This window comes from Sporosarcina sp. FA15, from assembly GCF_051550195.1.
Classification (GTDB): Bacteria; Bacillota; Bacilli; order Bacillales_A; family Planococcaceae; genus Sporosarcina; species Sporosarcina psychrophila.
This window is the reverse complement of the sequence record NZ_CP188818.1, coordinates 2604363-2623743: the sequence shown is the minus strand read 5'-3', so window position 1 is coordinate 2623743 and position 19381 is coordinate 2604363. Positions and strand designations below refer to the sequence as shown.

General features: G+C 38.8%; 12 protein-coding genes. 11 read left to right on the top strand and 1 reads right to left on the bottom strand.

The genetic code is table 11. The annotated features are described in order from the left end of the window. Nucleotides 1–568: 568 nt before the first annotated feature. Nucleotides 569–2692, bottom strand: a complete 2124-nt coding sequence (pulA, locus tag ACP8HG_RS12495; protein WP_438296517.1) for a type I pullulanase — start codon at nt 2690–2692, stop codon at nt 569–571. 546 nt (nt 2693–3238) lie between these two features. On the opposite strand from pulA, the gene glgB reads away from it, so the two are divergent. The 11 genes from glgB to ACP8HG_RS12440 all read left to right on the top strand — a co-directional run bounded on the left by glgB (nt 3239) and on the right by ACP8HG_RS12440 (nt 19376). Then, nucleotides 3239–5158 carry a 1,4-alpha-glucan branching protein GlgB gene (gene glgB, locus ACP8HG_RS12490; protein WP_438296515.1) on the top strand — a complete coding sequence of 640 codons (1920 nt, stop codon included), beginning with the start codon at nt 3239–3241 and terminating at the stop codon, nt 5156–5158. Then, complete coding sequence (locus ACP8HG_RS12485) at nt 5158–6303, top strand: glucose-1-phosphate adenylyltransferase (protein ID WP_438296513.1); 1146 nt, start codon at nt 5158–5160, stop codon at nt 6301–6303. Before glgB ends, ACP8HG_RS12485 begins: the two co-directional genes overlap by 1 nt. Nucleotides 6304–7204: 901 nt before the next feature. Then, nucleotides 7205–8311 carry a glucose-1-phosphate adenylyltransferase subunit GlgD gene (gene glgD / locus ACP8HG_RS12480; RefSeq protein ID WP_187045661.1) on the top strand — a complete coding sequence of 369 codons (1107 nt, stop codon included), beginning with the start codon at nt 7205–7207 and terminating at the stop codon, nt 8309–8311. 36 nt (nt 8312–8347) lie between these two features. Further along, nucleotides 8348–9772 (top strand): glycogen synthase, encoded by a 1425-nt coding sequence (locus ACP8HG_RS12475; protein WP_438296511.1) that lies wholly within the window; start codon nt 8348–8350, stop codon nt 9770–9772. An 11-nt stretch (nt 9773–9783) separates the two neighbouring features. Further along, the gene (locus ACP8HG_RS12470; RefSeq protein ID WP_438296509.1) at nt 9784–12216 is read left to right on the top strand and encodes a glycogen/starch/alpha-glucan phosphorylase; all 2433 of its coding nucleotides are present in this window, start codon (nt 9784–9786) and stop codon (nt 12214–12216) included. Between the two features lie 851 nt (nt 12217–13067). Continuing rightward, nucleotides 13068–14057, top strand: coding sequence for an ABC transporter ATP-binding protein (locus ACP8HG_RS12465; RefSeq protein WP_338655409.1), 990 nt, complete (start codon nt 13068–13070; stop codon nt 14055–14057). Further along, nucleotides 14054–15052, top strand: a complete 999-nt coding sequence (locus tag ACP8HG_RS12460) for an ABC transporter ATP-binding protein (RefSeq protein ID WP_338655410.1) — start codon at nt 14054–14056, stop codon at nt 15050–15052. The genes ACP8HG_RS12465 and ACP8HG_RS12460 overlap by 4 nt, the downstream gene beginning before the upstream one ends. Next, nucleotides 15049–15855: an IclR family transcriptional regulator gene (locus ACP8HG_RS12455; RefSeq protein WP_342538930.1), complete on the top strand. Its 807-nt coding sequence runs from the start codon at nt 15049–15051 to the stop codon at nt 15853–15855. Before ACP8HG_RS12460 ends, ACP8HG_RS12455 begins: the two co-directional genes overlap by 4 nt. Before the next feature lie 15 nt (nt 15856–15870). Next, entirely contained in the window at nt 15871–17451 is a 1581-nt protein-coding gene (locus ACP8HG_RS12450) for an ABC transporter substrate-binding protein (protein WP_438296506.1), read from the top strand. Nucleotides 17452–17541: 90 nt separating this feature from the next. After that, nucleotides 17542–18477, top strand: coding sequence for a nickel ABC transporter permease (gene nikB, locus ACP8HG_RS12445; protein ID WP_187045654.1), 936 nt, complete (start codon nt 17542–17544; stop codon nt 18475–18477). Further along, entirely contained in the window at nt 18474–19376 is a 903-nt protein-coding gene (locus ACP8HG_RS12440) for an ABC transporter permease (RefSeq protein ID WP_187045653.1), read from the top strand. Before nikB ends, ACP8HG_RS12440 begins: the two co-directional genes overlap by 4 nt. Nucleotides 19377–19381 lie beyond the last annotated feature (5 nt).

Here is a 19381-nt window from a genome sequence, read left to right as displayed (position 1 = left end):
CGTAAATAACATGATCACCTACTTGTCGCTACATATTTGTTTCGGTAATCTTATGGTGGTCCTTCATCCGTCGCTCTCCAAAGGCATAGGTACACGAAGTGCTAAGGGTTTTGGGAACTAAAGAATAGCTAGCTTCTTACCTGGATAAAAGCCGCCAAAGATGCAATTTTGGCGGCTGTAAATTTCTGTAAGGTGTTTTCTTTTTTAATTTAAAGAAGTGTCACTTTCTATAAGGCATCACATGATTAGATGCATACTCTTTGCTAAAAGTAAGAAAGGAACGCATTGTAAAACGTGCAAGAGTGCCCGAAATTGCATCTTCGGGCACTTACTATCTGTATAGAATGTCATCTATTCATTACTTCCAAAGCAACCGCATTTTTCACTCAAACAGTGCAGCTACGCGACAGGCAACTATTCGTAACAGTATTACTGAAAAGAGTATGGCTAGAAGTGACAAAGTATCTTCTAGCCATACGGGGTCCCCTCAGAAAATCTGTCATGAATAGTTCGCCGAAAGCGGACGGAAATGATCAAGTGAAAACGGAGTTTACCTATCCCTTTTTGCTTATTCGATCTCCCGTGATTTCTTCAAGACAACTAACTCGTATGCATCAACAGAAGTAAATTCACCTTTTACTTCTTGTTGCGCCGTATTCTTATCAAAATTATTATTCGCCATCACTCTCCATATTGCCGATGAAGGTAAGCGCAACTCATAGGATTTTTTTGTTGGATTAATATAGATTGCAAAATCTTCGTTATCTCCAAGTAATGTGAAGCCAAAAACAGGAGCGGGCGTGTCTAATATATATAATCTTCTCCTAATATCTTGGTTAGAAGTAAGGCGAAATACATCATATTTTTTTCGAAGCGCAATCAGCGTTTTAATAAATTCAACATAGTCATTTTCTACTTCTCTTTTCCGCCAATCTAATTGATTGATCCAATCACTGGAAATATAGCTATTCTCATCGCCCTGTTTAGTTCTAAACCATTCTTGACCAGCATGGATAAACGGAATCCCTTGGCTTAATAACGTGATACCGGAAGCAAGTTGATGCATTTTCTTACGCGTCAAATCGCTGTCTTGATCATTGCTAAGTAGAAGCCGATCCCATAGTGTGTAGTTATCGTGACATTCGACGTAGTTAATTGTTTGGTTCACCTCGGACACAAATGGTGCACCAAATTCTTCTAAAGTGGTTCCAGATACGAGGTGGGGCAGCCTTTCGATGAAACGACCTTGACCATTTACATAACCAGTATCGTGTTTGTTAAATAACTGACCTTTGAGTGAATCGCGGAAGTAGTCATTGAAAAATTTAAGACCTGTTAATTGATTGGAGTGCATGGAAGTAGCTTTCTTTTCGGAAGCTAATGCTGTTGGAAGATCCCAACCTTCTCCTAAAAGCATAATTGGCACTGATTCTTCTTTACAGCGCTCATGAATTTGGTTCATTGTCTCGATATCGATGGCCCCCATTAAATCGAACCGGAATCCATCTACATGATAGTCATTCAGCCAAAAATCAATCGTATCTAAAATGAATTTCCGGGCCATTGCTCGCTCTGTTGCAAAATCATTACCTACCCCAGTTCCGTTGCTAAGGCTTCCATCACTGTGATAACGGAAGTAATAGCCTGGAACAAGTTTTTCAAATGGTGATTCTTCCATGATAAAAACATGATTATAAACGACATCAAGGATGACCGCGATTTCTTCCTGATGAAACGCTTTAATCATCTTTTTACATTCAATGATTCTTGCCACGGGGTCATTAGGTGTCAGGGAATAACTGCCTTCTGGTACTTGAAAGTATAATGGATCGTACCCCCAATTATAGTCATCGTTCGGACTAGTCTCATCTACGCGTGCAAAATCATTAATTGGTAAAAGTTGAACATGCGTGCAACCTAATTCTTTCATATAAGTGAGCGCTGTTGAAAAACCATTTTTTGTCGTTGTAGCTGTTTCTGTCAAACCTAAATATTTACCTCGATTCACGACACCGCTTTCTTCTTGATTGGTCGCGTCTCTTACATGTAATTCATAGATAATTGCATCTTGTAAATTCTGAAGTTTTGGCCTGTTTCGTTTGTTAAAGTTAGGTGGGTCAGTTCTAGCAGGGTCTATAATCACGCTTTTTTCACTGTTAGCAAGCATAGCTTTCGCGTATGGGTCATTCAAACGTGTCGTTTGTCCATTGACGATAACCTTATAATCATAAGCAAAACCATGCCAATCACCATCCATTTTTAGTTGCCATAGACCACTTTTTTGTCGATTTAATAAAAAATCACGATTATCTAAATTTAACTTTACAGAAGTAGCCGTCGGAGCCCAAATAGAGAATGTGGTTGCGGAGTGTTCATAGTCAGTCCCTAATTTAGTAGTCAAATCAGCATAGTGCTGATCAAACCAATCCGTTCGGACGATTGCTCTAGGGTAAACAGGGACCTTCGCTGTGCCCCATAAGAGCACAAGACTTTCTCCGATTGGCAGTTCTTCTAAAAGAATAATCCTTACGGTGGAATCGGCGTTTACTTTTTCAACCTTTGTCGAAAAATACTTCTCTTTTGCTGCCCAATAAATGACGGGAGGTTCTTCCGTGTGCAGCAATATAGATATATCGTTCACGATAACGGTTAACACGTGAACATCATCGATCCAAGCTACATGAGTTTCCACAAAAGCAACCCCTTTTCTTGTTTGAATCTAACATACAAGACGTATGGACGCCGAGTTCTCTATTGCCAATACCTAAAACCTACCTCCGCTTTTGCCATTCATACTTGCTTATTCCTAGTATATGTTCTACCCCTATTTTAAGAAACTTACTTGAATTTTAACCAGGAATTAATATATTTCCCTAAAAAATAGTTGTCACATTATTCTAAAACTAAGTAATGCAATTGATTTCTATATGGATGTGGAGTCAGAGTTAAGTCATTCATTCGACATTAATTTACATTAAATTTACCAATAAAAGAAATTTGTAGAACGATTTAACATTCATTTACATAATTATCTGCTAATATTAAAATTGGTGCAACCCTTACTAATAAGGGTTCTACATTACGACTGTAGCTGCATTAGATCGTGAAAGTTGTTTCTTTTTTTATCGAGCTATTACAAAGAAGTGAATGATAAAAGATCCATGACAAAGAAGAACTAGTCATATTCATATACCATCCTGAATATAATCTTAATTGGCTCAAGAAAGGAGTCAGCACGATGTATTACAATATTTCAGAACAGGACCTATTTTTATTTCACCAAGGTACTAATTATCATAGTCACCAATTATTAGGTTGCCATACGATTGAATGGGAAGGTACTCAAGGCTATCGATTTGTAGTGTGGGCACCTAACGCTAAAGAAATTCATGTAGTCGGTGACTTTAATCAATGGAAAGGCAATTTACACCCATTAAAGAGAATCACGAACGAAGGGTTATGGATTGGTTTTTATACGGACATTCCCGAAAACATCCCTTATAAATATGAAATTGAATCGGAGAATGGTCAAGTGCTACTGAAAGCAGATCCATATGCTCTTCAATCTGAGCTTCGACCTAAAACGGCATCTTTAACCCCGATTCTATCCGGATATGAGTGGAGTGATGATGATTGGCAAGAAGAAAAGAAAACGTTTGATGTTTATTCATCACCCGTATCGATTTATGAAGTTCATCTAGGCTCTTGGAAAACAAACGTAGACGGTGAATTTTATTCATATCGCGAACTTGCTGATCAATTGGTTCCTTATGTAAAATCGCTAGGTTATACACATATTGAATTACTCCCACTTGCGGAGCATCCATTTGATCTGTCGTGGGGTTATCAAATAACTGGTTATTTTTCTGTCACGTCTCGTTATGGTCCACGTGATGAATTTAAATACTTTGTTGATCAGTGCCATCAACAGAATATCGGTGTAATTATGGATTGGGTTCCTGGTCACTTTTGTAAGGATGATTTTGCACTTCGTCAATTTGATGGGGAGGCATTATATGAATATGCCGATCCTCGTAAAGCTGAAAAAAAGTTGTGGGGAACATTAACCTTCGACTTTGGACGACCTGAAGTACAAAGCTTTTTAATCTCTAATGCACTTTTTTGGTTGGAAGAATATCATATCGATGGAATTCGTGTAGATGCAGTAGCTAGTATGCTCTATCTTAACTTTGATAAATCGGAAGACAAGGATAAAATCTACAATTCATACGGTGGAGATGAAAATCTTGAAGCATATGCCTTTATCCGCAAATTAAATGAAGTTATTTTTTCATATGAGCCTGGGGCAATGATGATGGCTGAAGACAGTTCAGATTTACCACTTGTTACGGCACCTACACATGTAGGAGGGCTTGGTTTTAATTTCAAATGGAATATGGGCTGGATGAACGACACGCTTACCTATATGGAAGCAGATCCAGTTTACCGAAAATGGCATCACAATCTACTAACTTTCCCATTTATGTATACACATACAGAAAACTTTCTACTACCGCTGTCACACGATGAAGTCGTTCATGGTAAAAAATCATTGCTCGATAAAATGCCTGGTGATCAGTGGCGGCAGTTTGCAAACCTGAGATTGCTTTATGGCTATATGATGGCGCACCCTGGTAAAAAGTTATTATTTATGGGAGGTGAGCTAGCACAGTATGCTGAATGGAAGGATCAAGAACAATTGGATTGGCAACTTTTAGATTATCCGCTTCATAAAGCAATTTTTAACTATGTGAAAGCGCTCAACCATTTCTATCTTGAATATCCTGAACTTTATGAATTAGACCATGATTCTGAAGGCTTTGAGTGGATTGATCCTCATAATATCGATCAAAGTGTGATTGCTTTTCGTAGACGTAGTACAAGCCCAGGGGAGGAACTAATCGTTGTCTGCAATTTCACACCGGATGTCCTTTTTGACTATAAAATTGGTGTGCCAACTCCTGGGACTTATCAAGAATTTTTTAATTCAGATGCTTGTCAATTCGGGGGATCTGGACAGGTAAACGATGCTGACCATTTTAGTATTCCACAAGAATGGCACAGATTATTTCAGCATATAAAAATAAAGGTACCACCTTTAGCTATCACAATTTTTAAGTGCAAAAAAGTACCTGAATTTATTGAGGAGGCTAATTAATGAAAAATTGTGTAGGCATGTTGTTGGCTGGTGGAGAAGGGAAACGTTTAGGCAAATTAACGAACAACTTAGCGAAACCAGCAGTGCACTTCGGAGGGAAGTATCGAATTATTGACTTCACGTTAAGTAATTGTGCCAACTCAGGACTTCAGACATTGGGCGTGATGACTCAATATTCACCACTTGAATTAAATAAACATATTGGAAATGGAAAACCGTGGAACTTGAATCGGCAAAACACTGGTGTGACGATACTTTCCCCTTATACCGCGAAAGACGGAGGAGACTGGTATTCTGGTACGGCTGATGCAATCTATCAAAACATTCATTTTATCGACCGGCATGACCCAGAATTTGTCCTTGTCATTTCGGGTGATCATATTTATCAAATGGATTACGCAGCAATGTTGGAAGAACATAAACAAACGGGCGCTGATGTCACCATTTCCGCAATTCCAGTGGCTTGGGAAGAAGCATCGCGGTTTGGAATTTTGAATACAACTGATGACATGCGCATCTACGAATTTGATGAAAAACCGCAAAATCCAAAAAGTAATTTAGCGTCTATGGGCGTTTATATATTTTCATGGGCAACATTAAGATCCTATTTGTTGGAGGATGCTGAAAATAGTCAATCCAGTCATGATTTCGGAAAGGATATTATTCCATCGATGGTTAATAATAATCTTCGCTTGTATGCGTATCGTTTCGAAGGTTATTGGAAGGACGTCGGTACAATCGAAAGCTATTGGGAAGCCAATATGGACCTGCTGGATAAAGATTGGAGTCTCTTGTTAAATAATGAAAACTGGAGAATATACACCAACGAAACGAACATTCCCCCAGAGTATATCGGGGAAACTGCAGTTGTGAAGCAGTCATTGATCAATTCTGGGTGTTGGGTGTGTGGAACAGTTGACAGTTCTGTATTATTTGAAAATGTATTGATACACCCTGATAGCATGGTTAAACAATCCATCTTGTATCCAGGCGTAGAAGTAGGGAAGAACTCGATTCTAGAACGAGTAATTGTAATGGAAAATACAAAGATTCCTGAAGGCACACATATTAGCATTGGACTTACTGAAGAGCCGCTCGTGATCAATCAAGATACTCTGAAGGGTATTTTAGCATTAAGTTATTAGGACATGTAATAAAAGTATAATGATTTGTGGACTGATCTGTGAAATGGTGTTGTGACATCGGAACTATATATGTTACACCACATTTGCTAGATAACTATTTTCTTGCATAAAGCGCCTGTAAGAAAAGCATAAAAGGCTACATTTGCACTTGTACATTTACGGCTCGCTTTGGACGAAATGCTCGCACCCCCTTTTCAGTCATCCTGTTGCAACTATCCGTCCGCCGCGTACCTACAATGTTCAAGTGCAAAATGCAACTACTTTGGTAAATGAAAGAATTACAACCTTTCTAGAAAGGTTGCAAGTGCCCGAAGATGAAATTTCGGGCACTCACCACTTTTAATAAAGCTTATTCGCTTATTTTAGCAAATATCATACAAGTAACAGTGTGACGCTTTGTAGAAAGTGATACCGCCTTAAATTCGAAAAGGAAATGCTCTAAAGAAGGAGTAAGTAGCCAAAATTGCATCTTTGGCTGCTCCCCTATGGATAGCAAAGTAGTTATTCACTCGTTCCCAAAAGCTTTAGCACTTCGTGTACCTGTATGTTTGGTGAGCGACGGACGAACGCCTACCATACGATTAACGAAAAAGCTGCGTAGGAATGCGACAAAGTCGCATCCCTACGCAGCAAGAAATCCCGATAATAGTATAGTAGTCGTTCAGTCCAAAGCAATCCGAAAGCACCTGTACATAGGGCGCCTAGTGTTTTATCACAAAAGTAAGCAGTCAATTACTGGTCAACTTTGGTTAATCAACACATGTGATGTTGAACAAATGAATACCTATTTAAACTGAGTGAAGCCGCGTGGCTTAGGGCGGGAGGCATCCCCGAGCGCCGTAGCGGATTTGAAGGGAATCTCTAGTTCAACTTATCTAGACAATTTTAAGGGGGAAAATAGATGAACACAATGATGGGCCTTATTAATCTGGAACACGAGCATCATTATTTTCATGAATTAACTTATTTTCGTAGTGGTGCCACAATTCCTTTTGCAGGTCGTTATCGTTTAATTGATTTTCCGCTTTCGAATATGGGGAATTCTAATGTAGAGTCAGTGGCTATTTTTACCCGCAATAAATATAGATCCTTAATGGATCATCTTCAAACAGGTGATAGCTGGGAGATGGATGAGCGCAATGGTGGCTTGTTTATTCTTCCACCGGATTGGAACGATCCATCTGATATTTCAAAAGGCGATTTGAGTTTTTTTCATAATAACCGTGATTATTTTGCTCGTGGAAAATCTTCCTATGTACTGATTAGCGGAAGTCAATTTATATCAAATACGGATTATCAAGATGCATTTAAAAGTCATCTTGCTAATAAAGCAGATGTCACGCTGATTACTACTCATGTTGAGACGTTAAATACTGAACATGATTCTGCTTTTCGAATTGAAGCAGACGAAGATGGCTGGGTCACTACTATCACGAATGATAAGCAAGAAAACGACCTTTTCACGGGTGTTTATATAATCAATAAAGACTTATTAATGACGTTAGTTGATCAATGTATCGCACACCACCAAGATCATTTTTTTGTCCATGGCATTAAAGAGAATCTTGCTACGTTAAAGGTTCAAACGTATAAAAACAATGGCTACGGTGTGTTTATCAATTCGATCGAGAGTTATTATCGGCATAATATGAATCTATTATCAGAGGAGAATTATAAAGCATTATTTTATAAACTACCATTTATTCGGACGAAGGTTGGGAATCAGCCACCTACGAAATATCGTAATGAAGCGAGTGTCAAAAAATCAATTCTGGCAAATGGTTGCATTATTGCTGGCGAGGTAGAGGGCAGTGTATTGTTTCGAGGTGTAACCGTAGAAGAAGGTGCAACGGTAAAAAACTCGATTATCATGCAGCGTTGTAAAATTGAAGCAGGTGTCCATTTGGAGAATGTGATATTAGATAAAGACGTTCATGTGACCGCAAATCAACAATTAATCGGATCAAAGGATAAACCCTATGTCGTTGCAAAAAGACAAGTCATGTAAAAAAAGAAATCGTTGGTTGGAAAGGGAAGATTTCATATGAGAAATGTATTATTTGTAGCTTCGGAATGCACACCTTTTATTAAAACCGGTGGATTAGCAGATGTGATCGGGTCACTTCCACAAGCATTGAAAGAGAATGAAGGAGTCGAGGTGCGAGTGATTCTTCCACTTTATGATGAAATACCGCTAGAATGGCGAGATAAAATGGAGTATGTCATGAGCTTTAATGTACCGCTTGGCTGGCGTAATTCGGAAGCAAGTATGTATTCATTAGAATATAACAATATCATTTATTACTTCGTTTCAAATGAGTATTATTTCACCCGTAAAGGGGTATACGGGTATTACGATGACGGTGAACGATTTTTGTTTTTTAGTCGTGCTGTTATTGAAGCATTAGCCCATCTAGATTTTAAACCGGACGTACTCCATGCACATGATTGGCAAGCGGGTATGGCTGTTGCTCTTGCTAAAATTATTCAGCCAATATTCGATATGAAAACGGTCATGACAATTCATAATATTAAGTACCAAGGGCTGATGCCAATCGACATATTTGAGGATTTCTTTGATATGTCACGGGAGCATATCGGTGGTTTTGAATGGAACGGAATGCTGAACTGTTTGAAAAGCGGCTTGTTTCATGCAGATAAAATCACAACGGTTAGTCCGAGTTATGGAGAAGAAATAAAAGATCCTTACTATGGTGAAGAACTTCACCCATTTCTTTTGGAACGGTCCGCTGATTTAATCGGTGTGCTTAATGGTATTGATACTAAAGATTATAATCCTCAAACGGATCCGGCAATTGCAGTTAACTACCGTTCTTCAAGAGCTAAAAAGAAGGAGAATAAACTTATACTTCAAGAAAAACTAGGATTGCCAATCATAGCTGAAAAGCCGCTCTATATTATTATTACTCGGCTTGTTGAACAAAAAGGCTTGCATCTTGTTCAACATATTTTAGATGATTTTCTCCACGAAGATGTTCAATTCATAGTCTTAGGAACCGGTGATGAAGAATTTGAAACGTATTTTGCGGAAGCCGCTGAGAGTCATCCCAATAAACTTGTGACCTTGTTGGCTTTTGATGAAGGAGTAGCGCGCCAATTATATGCAAGTGCCGATTTCTTTGTCATGCCTTCAAAGTTTGAACCTTGTGGATTAGCCCAACTCATTGCCTTACAATACAAAACGGTACCAATTGTGCGGGAGACAGGGGGATTGAGGGATACAGTTCTACCGTTTAACGAACTAACTGGTGAAGGAAATGGATTTAGTTTTACAAATTACAATGCTGATGATTTATTGGCTACCTTACGCTATTCTTTAAGAATTTATCATGATCCTATTCAGTGGCCGGTAGTGGTGAAAAATGTGAATAAAAGTCAGTTCAGTTGGAAGAGTTCAGCTCGAGATTATGCAATTATTTATGACCAGTTAACGACAATAAGTGTATAGGGGGCAGAATCTTGCTTGAACTAACTGTGGATGAGTTTAAAGAGCGGATCATAAGCAAATTACAAAAAGACAAAAGCAAAGAAGTAGCAGGTGCGACCAATAAAGAAATTTATTATGTGATTGCTTCAATTGTCAATGAGGAGATCCTACCGCATTGGCAATCGACTAAAAAAAGATATAACGAGAAAAGCTGTAAACAAGTTTATTATTTATCGATGGAGTTTTTAGTGGGCAGTTTAATTGAAAGTAACCTGCTTAATTGTGGAATGCTTGAACAATCGAATGAGGCGCTGAAGCAGTTAGGGTTCGACCCTGATAACATCTATGCCCAAGAGCATGATGCTGGTTTAGGGAATGGCGGGTTAGGCCGATTAGCGGCTTGCTTTCTCGATTCATTAGCCTCACTTAAATATCCTGGACATGGTTTTGGAATACGTTATCGTTATGGGTTATTCGAACAGCGAATTATCCATGGTAACCAGGTTGAGCTTCCGGATTATTGGTTAAAGGATCAGTACGCTTGGGAAACACGAAAAGAAGACGAAGCTATTTGCATTCATTATCACGGAAACGTACATATGTTTCAGCGGAATGATGGAAATATTGAATTTAAACATGAAAATACAGATAAGGTAATGGCGATACCTTATGATATTCCTATTGTTGGCTATAAAAATGAAGTGATCAATACACTTCGTCTTTGGAGTGCAGAATCGGTTGGTCTAGATCGGGACGGCTCATCAGAAGAAGGAATGCATTATTACCATGATCTTGATCATAAGCATTCGATTGAACAAATTTCAGGATATTTATACCCTGACGATTCGAAGTATGAAGGAAAAGAGTTGCGCTTAAAGCAACAGTATTTCCTTGTTTCTTCCAGTATACAAAATGTCATTAAGGACTTTAAAAAGAACCATCAAAAATCGTTGAAGTATTTACCTGAAAAAGTGGTTATTCAAGTGAATGATACGCACCCAACTCTAGCAATTCCTGAACTAATGAGAATACTTATGGATGAAGAACACTTCAGTTGGGACAGTGCTTGGGAAGTAACGACGAAAGTAATTGCCTACACGAATCATACAACATTGAGTGAAGCGCTTGAAACCTGGCCGAAAGGAATGATGGAGCATCTACTTCCGCGTATTTATATGATTATTGATGAAGTCAACGAGCGTTTTTGTAAAGGGCTCTGGTTTGATCATATGGAGCTTAGAGAGAAAATTCCAGAGTTAGCAATTATCGCTGATGAGCAAATCCACATGGCACGGCTCGCAATTGTTGGGAGCTTCAGTGTGAATGGTGTCGCGCAAATTCATACGGATATTTTAAAGGAAAAGGAAATGAAGAATTTTTATGAACTATTCCCGGATCGTTTTAACAATAAGACGAATGGAATCACCCATCGCCGTTGGCTGTTGCAAGCAAATCCTAAATTATCGGGACTTATAACAGAGTCAATTGGTCCACAGTGGATACAACGCCCCAAACAGCTTATTAGCTTATTAAAATATTCGAAGGATGCTTCATTTTTAGAGAAATTTCATCAAGTGAAGCATGAAAATAAGCAAATATTAGCTAACCTCATTCATGAGCGCACGGGTATTTTAGTGGATGATCAATCAATTTTTGATGTACAAATTAAACGGCTTCATGAATATAAACGTCAGTTACTTAATATTTTCCACATTATTTATTTATACAATGAATTAAAAGAAAATCCAAATCTAGATATGATTCCTCGCACATTTATTTTCGGAGCAAAGGCCGCACCTAGTTACCATTTAGCGAAAGAAGTGATCAAGCTTATTAATAAGGTCGCCTCGATTGTGAACCACGATGCGGCTATTCAGGGTAAACTAAAAGTTGTTTTTTTAGAAAACTATAATGTTAGCCTTGCTGAAAAAATTATACCAGCAGCCGATGTTAGTGAACAGATATCAACTGCGAGTAAGGAAGCATCAGGTACGGGCAACATGAAAATGATGATGAACGGCGCTTTAACAATTGGTACACTAGATGGTGCAAATGTTGAAATTAAAGAGGCTGTTGGCAATGAAAATATTTTCATTTTCGGTTTAAAAGCGGATGAAGTATTGAATTACCATCAACATGGCGGTTATAATGCTACGGATATTTACAATACGGATGACAGGATTAGCCGGATTTTAGACCAATTAAATCAGGGTGAATTTGGATCGCATGAAATTGAGTTCAAAGATATTTATTACAATATTCTATCCCAAAATGATCCTTATTTTGTCTTAAAAGATTTTGAACCTTATCTTGAAACTCACGAACGAGTGGAGCAAACGTACCGTGATAAATTATCCTGGCTTCATAAGAGTGTAACGAATGTCGCTCACTCAGGAAAGTTTTCCAGCGACCGAACAATCCAAGATTATGCGACAGAGATCTGGAAGTTGAAAAAACAGGTTTGAATCAAATGGAAAATAACCTTATCAAACACTAGGCGTTCAGTGTACAGTTGCTTTTAGAACACTTTGGATTGAACGACTCTTATCCGATTACCGAGATATTTTGATCTATGGGGATGCGACGCAGTCGCATCCCCATAGATCTTTTTTTTCGATAATCGCATGGTGGTCGTTCATCCGTCGTTCTCCAAAGGTATAAGTACACGAAGTTCTAAAGCTTTTTGGGATGAAAGAATAGTTAGCTTCTTAGTTGGATAAAGGCAGTCAAAAATACAATTTTGGCTGCTTACTCCTTCTCTATGGTTTTTCTTTTTTATTTTAAGGAAATGTTAATTTCTACAGGATATCACGTAATAACAAGTGTGATTTTGCTGAAAGATAAGTAAGGAACGCATTGTAGAAAATGCAAACGTGCCCGAAATTGTATCTTCGGGCACTTATAACTTCTGTGAAAAGTAATCGATTCTTAATTTTTAAACAACTGCAGTTTTCACTTAAACGTTGTAGATACGCGACAGGCAACCCTCCTCTTCTCCTCAGTAAAACTGTCGTGATTAATTTAGCCGAAAGCGAGCAGAAAACGTACTAGTCCAAATGAAGAATTTTGCGCCTACCTTACAAGTAACTTATGCAATAAAAGTGGTTAATCAACAGATGTGAAAAAAGCTGACTCACAAGAGTTCAGCTTTTTTTATTGTGTGAAGAGGTAACCGACCGTATACAATCGTATCCAGAAAATGTGAATAAATAAATATTGAAAGACTATTGCGAAGTGGCGGAATTATAGTTACAATGTTAAGAATCAGATAAATGAAACTGCGTTTCAAATAATGAAACCATTGAGGGGTGTATTAATGGTTCGAACATTAATGGAAGTAGATAAATTACAAGTTGGTATTCAAGATGATGGAATAAAGACTGCGATTGTCAATGGAATTAGTTTTCAATTGAATGAAGGTGAGACGCTTGGAATCGTAGGTGAATCAGGTTGCGGAAAAAGTATGACAGCGCTTTCACTTATGGGATTGCTGCCACCGGGAGTTGAATGGCAAAGTGGGGATATCCATTTGAATGATCTTCATTTTAAAGACTTCAGTAAAAAGGACTGGCGTAAAGTTAGAGGGAAGAAAGTATCGATGATTTTCCAAGAACCGATGAGTTCCTTGAATCCGGTCTATACAGTCGGAAAGCAAATAATAGAAATGATTTTAAATCACGAAAATATCGATAAAAAGCAAGCGAGAGCCCGTGCGCTTGAAATGTTGCAATTAGTGGGAATACCGAGACCTGAACAAGTGCTGGATGAATATCCACACCAGTTGTCAGGTGGGATGCGTCAGCGTGTAATGATTGCGATTGCCATGTCTTGTAATCCGGAAATTTTAATTGCGGATGAACCTACGACCGCATTGGACGTTACGATTCAAGCACAGATTTTGGAACTGATGAAAAAACTGCAGCAACAGTTGAATATGTCAATTGTGCTAATTACACATGACTTGGGCGTTGTTGCTGAAATGTGTGACCGTGTCATCGTTATGTATGCGGGAGAAATTATAGAAGAGGCAAAAATTGTCGATTTATTTGATCAGCCGAAGCATCCCTATACGAAAGGGTTGCTTGCATCATTGCCTGATATTAATGAACAACAAGAATATCTATCTTCTATTCCAGGAATGGTGCCTGCACCAGGTAGTATGCCGAGTGGGTGTCGTTTTGCACCACGCTGCTCAATGGTCCATGAAAGATGTACACAAAGCCCACCGCTAATTGAAACTGAAAATAAAAACAAAGTGAGATGCTGGTTATATGATGAAGCAAAACTGGAGGTGATGACCAAATGATTGAACGGGAAGAACTACTCCGAGTTGAAAACTTGAAGAAATACTTCCCCATTAAAGGGGGAGTATTTGGCAACACGACGACACAACATGTAAAAGCGGTAGATGGAATTACATTCAACGTGAAGAAGGGTGAAACATTCGGAATTGTTGGTGAGTCGGGTTGTGGTAAAAGTACAGCTGGCCGAACAATCATGCGAATGATGGAACCGACAGAAGGGAAAATTTTTTTCCAAGGACAAGATATTACGAATATTAATAAAGATGAAATGCGAAAGTTGCGGAAAGATATCCAAATTGTTTTTCAAGATCCGTATGCATCATTAAATCCAAGAATGCGTGTCTATAAGATTATTGAAGAACCGTTAATCAATTTTGGTATAACGGATAAAGCAGAAAGGCATAGACGCGTGCTTGAAGTTGCTGACCAAGTCGGGTTATCACAGGCACAATTGAAAAGATTACCGCATGAATTTTCGGGTGGTCAGCGTCAACGAATTGGAATTGCACGTGCTTTAATTTCAAAACCAAAACTCATTATAGCGGATGAACCGGTTTCCGCATTGGACGTTTCTATCCAGTCACAAGTATTGAATCTTATGAAAGACTTACAAAAAGAATTTGGCTTGACTTATATTTTCATATCCCATGATTTAAGCGTCATTAAGCATTTTTGTGATCGTATTGGTGTTATGTATTTAGGTAAGATGGTGGAAGTTTCAGAGAAGAATAAGTTATACGACGATCCACTGCATCCTTATTCAAAAGCTTTGTTATCAGCGCTTCCTAGTCCGCACCCACTTCAGAAAAAAGAACGAATTATTTTAAGGGGGGATGTTCCGAGTCCAGCGAGTCCACCGAATGGCTGCACATTCCATCCAAGATGTTTTTCTTGTATGGAGGTCTGTAAAACGGTGAAGCCGGAACTTCAACTTATGGATGAAAATCATTCAGTTTCTTGTCATTTATACAAGACTGCCGAGGTAGAGCATGTATGAGTAAAACGATGGAAAAAGGGTTGCAATTGCTTGATTTATTTACAGAAGATCATCCCTACTGGCGGTTAGATGAAATTTCAGCTTATACAGAAATTCCGAAACCAACAGCACTAAGACTTTTGAGGACATTGGTAGAGGCAGGTTTCTTACAGCGGACACCTGTTGAAAGGAACGGCGCCATAATAGATGGTGACAGCTATTCGCTTGGTTTGAAGTTACTACAGCTAGGCGAACGTGTGGCAAGCGGTTTGGAAATAAGAAATATTGCACTTCCTTTTATGCGGCAATTGCAAATGCAGTTCAATGAGGCTGTTCAACTGATTACACGGGAAAATAATAATGGCGTTTACATTGAAAAAGTGGAAAGCACTCGGCCAGTTAGATTGTACACGCGTGTCGGCAGACATGCCCCGCTTTATGCAGGAGCATGCACGAGGACATTACTATCATTTTTGCCAGATGAAGAAATAGACGCGATATTATCAATGCCTCTTACGAATTATGCCAGCCAGACTCCAAAGTCGGCAGAAGAAGTATGGTCCTTGATTAAGCAAGTTAGAAGTGAAGGATACGCTTATAGTCTGTCGGAGCTTGAAGAAGGAACTGTTTCGATTGCAGTTCCAATATTTAATCGTCATGGCGAGGTAGAATACTCAATCAGTATTGCAGGGTTTCCTGTATCCCTGCCTAAAGAGAACGCGAATCACTTCTTACAATCTCTTTGGGAGGCAGCGGCAAATATATCGGAGAAAATAGGCTATACCGATCTGTATCCGTATAGAAATGCACTTAAAAAATCATAGTATGGGGGAGAAATTATGACGAAGAATAAAAATCTAGTTGTTTCATTGTTATTGGTAGTAATGCTTGTGTTAGCAGCTTGTTCAGGCGGCGGAAATGACAAAACAGAAGGAACTAAGAAAGAAGCAAATGGGAAGAATCCCGCGGCTGATCGCGGAAATGAAATAGTCGTTGGTATTAATAGCGATCCACAAAGTTGGGATCCTATCGATACGTTCTTGCTAGACTGGAGTACTGTTGCAATATCAGTATTCGAAGGACTAGTAGAAAGGGATCTTGATTTGGAGTTGCAACCGGGACTTGCAGAAAGCTGGGAATACTTAGATGACAGTACGCTAGAGTTCAAATTACGTCAAGGCGTTGTGTTTCATAATGGAGAACCATTCAATGCAGAAGCAGTGAAGTTTACGTTCGATCGTTTACTGGGTGAAGAGGGACAAAAAGGGCCTCAGTATTCAAACTATACCTCTATTGACTCTGTCGAAGTAAAAGATGAATACACAATTACAATGAAGTTGAATTCCCCAGATCCAGTTTTGCTTACCAAACTAGCCGGATATGGAGCAGTCATTGTACCACCAGGTTATGTGACAGAAGTTTCGGATGAAGAGTTTAATGATAAACCGGTAGGTACAGGTCCATTTAAAATGACAGGTTATAAGCGTGATCAAGAAGTAGTTCTGGAGAAAAATGAAGACTATTGGAAAGAAGGACTTCCAAAACTTGATAAAGTAACCTTCAAAATTATACCTGAAGCTTCTACACGACTTGCAGAACTGCAAACAGGAAAAATTGATATTATGAAACGTGTTGAAGTTGCGCAAACAAAAACAGTGAAAGACACAAACTTTTTAAAGCTTGAAGAAGTTGGAACACCGACTGTATTCTCTTTACGTTTTGATACAGCAAATGCACCTCTTGATAAAAAAGAAGTAAGACAAGCGATTAACTACGCAATTAACAAAGATGAAATTATTGAAGAAATTCTAGGTGGCTATGGTATTCCAATCAGTACGTATCAAAGTGAATTGTCATTTGGTAATAATCCAGATTTGAAACCGTATGCATATGACCCTGAAAAAGCAAAAGACATGTTAAAAGCAGCTGGAGTTGCTGAAGGAACAGAACTAGATGTATTCATTCCTGGGAATGATGGAAACTTTAAAGAAATCACACAGGCAGTTGCATTTTATCTGGAAGAAGTCGGATTGAAAATGAATATAAACAGTGTAGATAATACAACATTAATTTCAGATTTAATTCCAAACGGTAAAGCAGGCCATATGTACCGCCAAGGCTGGGGTGGTTGGACATTGGACTTCGATAATACAGCGTACTTAATGTACCACGAAGGCGAACAATGGAACCCATCTTTTAAAGATGAAAAAGTAGAAGAATTATTGGCTGCACAGCGAGCAACAGTTGACCAAGATGAGAGACATAAAATTTTCATGGAATTGACAACACTCTTGTATGATTTAGCACCTGAAGTGAACTTGTATCAAGCAGTAGATTTATATGCAGTAAACGAGCGTTTGGAAAACTTCCAACCACCGCATGAAGATCGTATGCGTCTTGAAGAAGTTACTGTCAAATAAGCTGGTTACCGCTAGGCAATAACCAATTCATATAGAGATAGTATGGTCCTCATACTATCTCTTTCTTTTAAAGAGGACGGAGGAAAGAAAATGATTGCATACCTTACCCGGAGGCTATTTCATACAGTTCTAGTCGTTTTAGCTATTTCCGTTATTATATTTTTCTCAATACGATTGACCGGGGATCCTGTGTCCGTCATGTTTTCAGCAGGTGAACCATCTAAAGAAGCGATAGCCGAAGTCAGAACTGCACTCGGATTGGATAAACCATTGTACGTGCAATATGGTATTTTTCTTAAAGGTATAGTCACATTGGACTTTGGTGAATCATTCCGAAGCGGCACACCGGTTATAGGATTAATCTTTGAAAGGCTTGGGGCTACACTAGTGTTAGCACTTGGTGGAATAATTGTTGCGGTTTTGATTGCGTTTCCAGTTGGAATAATATCGGCTGTTAAACGTGGAACACCTGTTGATTTCTTTGGAAGAATATTTTCATTAATAGGTATATCTTTCCCTAACTTTTGGCTTGGGATAATGTTGATTTTGATATTTGCTGTAAATTTAAAATGGTTGCCGTCTTCAGGATTCGATGGTCTTTCATCACTTATCCTGCCGTCAATTACACTCGGAATGATTTTATCGGGTATTTTGGCTAGATTAATCCGATCATCAATGTTGGAAGTGATGAATCAGCAATATATGTCAACTGCGAGGTCGAAAGGAATTAGTGAATGGTCCGTCATTATCAAACACGGATTCCGGAATGCTTTATTGCCGACAATTACATTTTTAGGGTTACAGTTCGGTTCATTACTTGGTGGAACGGTTATTGTTGAACAAGTATTTTCGTGGCCAGGCATCGGACGTTTAATCATTGATGCCATCAATCAACGAGATTATCCGGTCATTCAAGGTGGAGTGATTTTCCTTGCGATTATCATGGTTGTTGTTAATTTAATTGTAGATTTAAGTTATACATTGATAGACCCTCGGATTAAAGCTGGAAGAGGTGGCAAATCATGACAAAGTTGCAAATCGAAGAAGTTGAAACGCGTCCAGAGAAAACAATATTGCAACGTTTTTTCCGTTTTGTTAAGAAAAACCCTGCTGGCTTTGTTGGAATGATTCTAGTGTTTCTAGCGGTCGGTTCGGCACTATTCGCTCCGTGGATTGTATCGTTCGATCCGTCTAAAGCAAGTCTGACCTCTCGATTAGATCCTCCATTTTGGGCCGATCCTTCAGGAGAATCAACGTTTTTCCTTGGAGCTGATCAGCTTGGCCGGGATTTATTTAGCCGCATCATTTATGGTGCACGAATTTCATTGATGGTTGGATTTTTTGGGGTCTTAATATCCCTTGTTATCGGTACAATAATGGGGCTAATTTCAGGATTCTTTGGTAAATGGTTGGATGATTTAATTATGCGTGTTGCAGATATTCAACTCGCATTCCCATTCATTTTGTTTGCTATCGTAATTATGAGTGTTCTTGGGACGGGCGTTTGGAAGATTATTATTATTTTAGGAATAACATATTGGGTAGGTTTTGCTCGACTAATTAGGGGTCAAGTTATTTCGTTGAAAGAGCAGGAATTCGTTCATGCAGCAAAGGCAATTGGAGGAACAAACTTTACAATAATACGGAAACATATTTTACCGAACGTTATGTCCTCTATCTTAGTACTGGGAACAATGTATATTGCAGAGTTCATTTTACTCGAGGCATCGCTTACGTTTCTTGGTCTAGGTGTAGATCCAACGATTCCGTCATGGGGCGGTATGCTTGCAGATAGCCGAAACTACATAACATCGGCATGGTGGACATCCGTATTTCCAGGTATAGCAATTATGCTAACAGTGCTTGGCTTTAATTTACTTGGAGATTGGCTTCGCGATAAGTATGATCCGAATATGAAAATGTAGGGGAT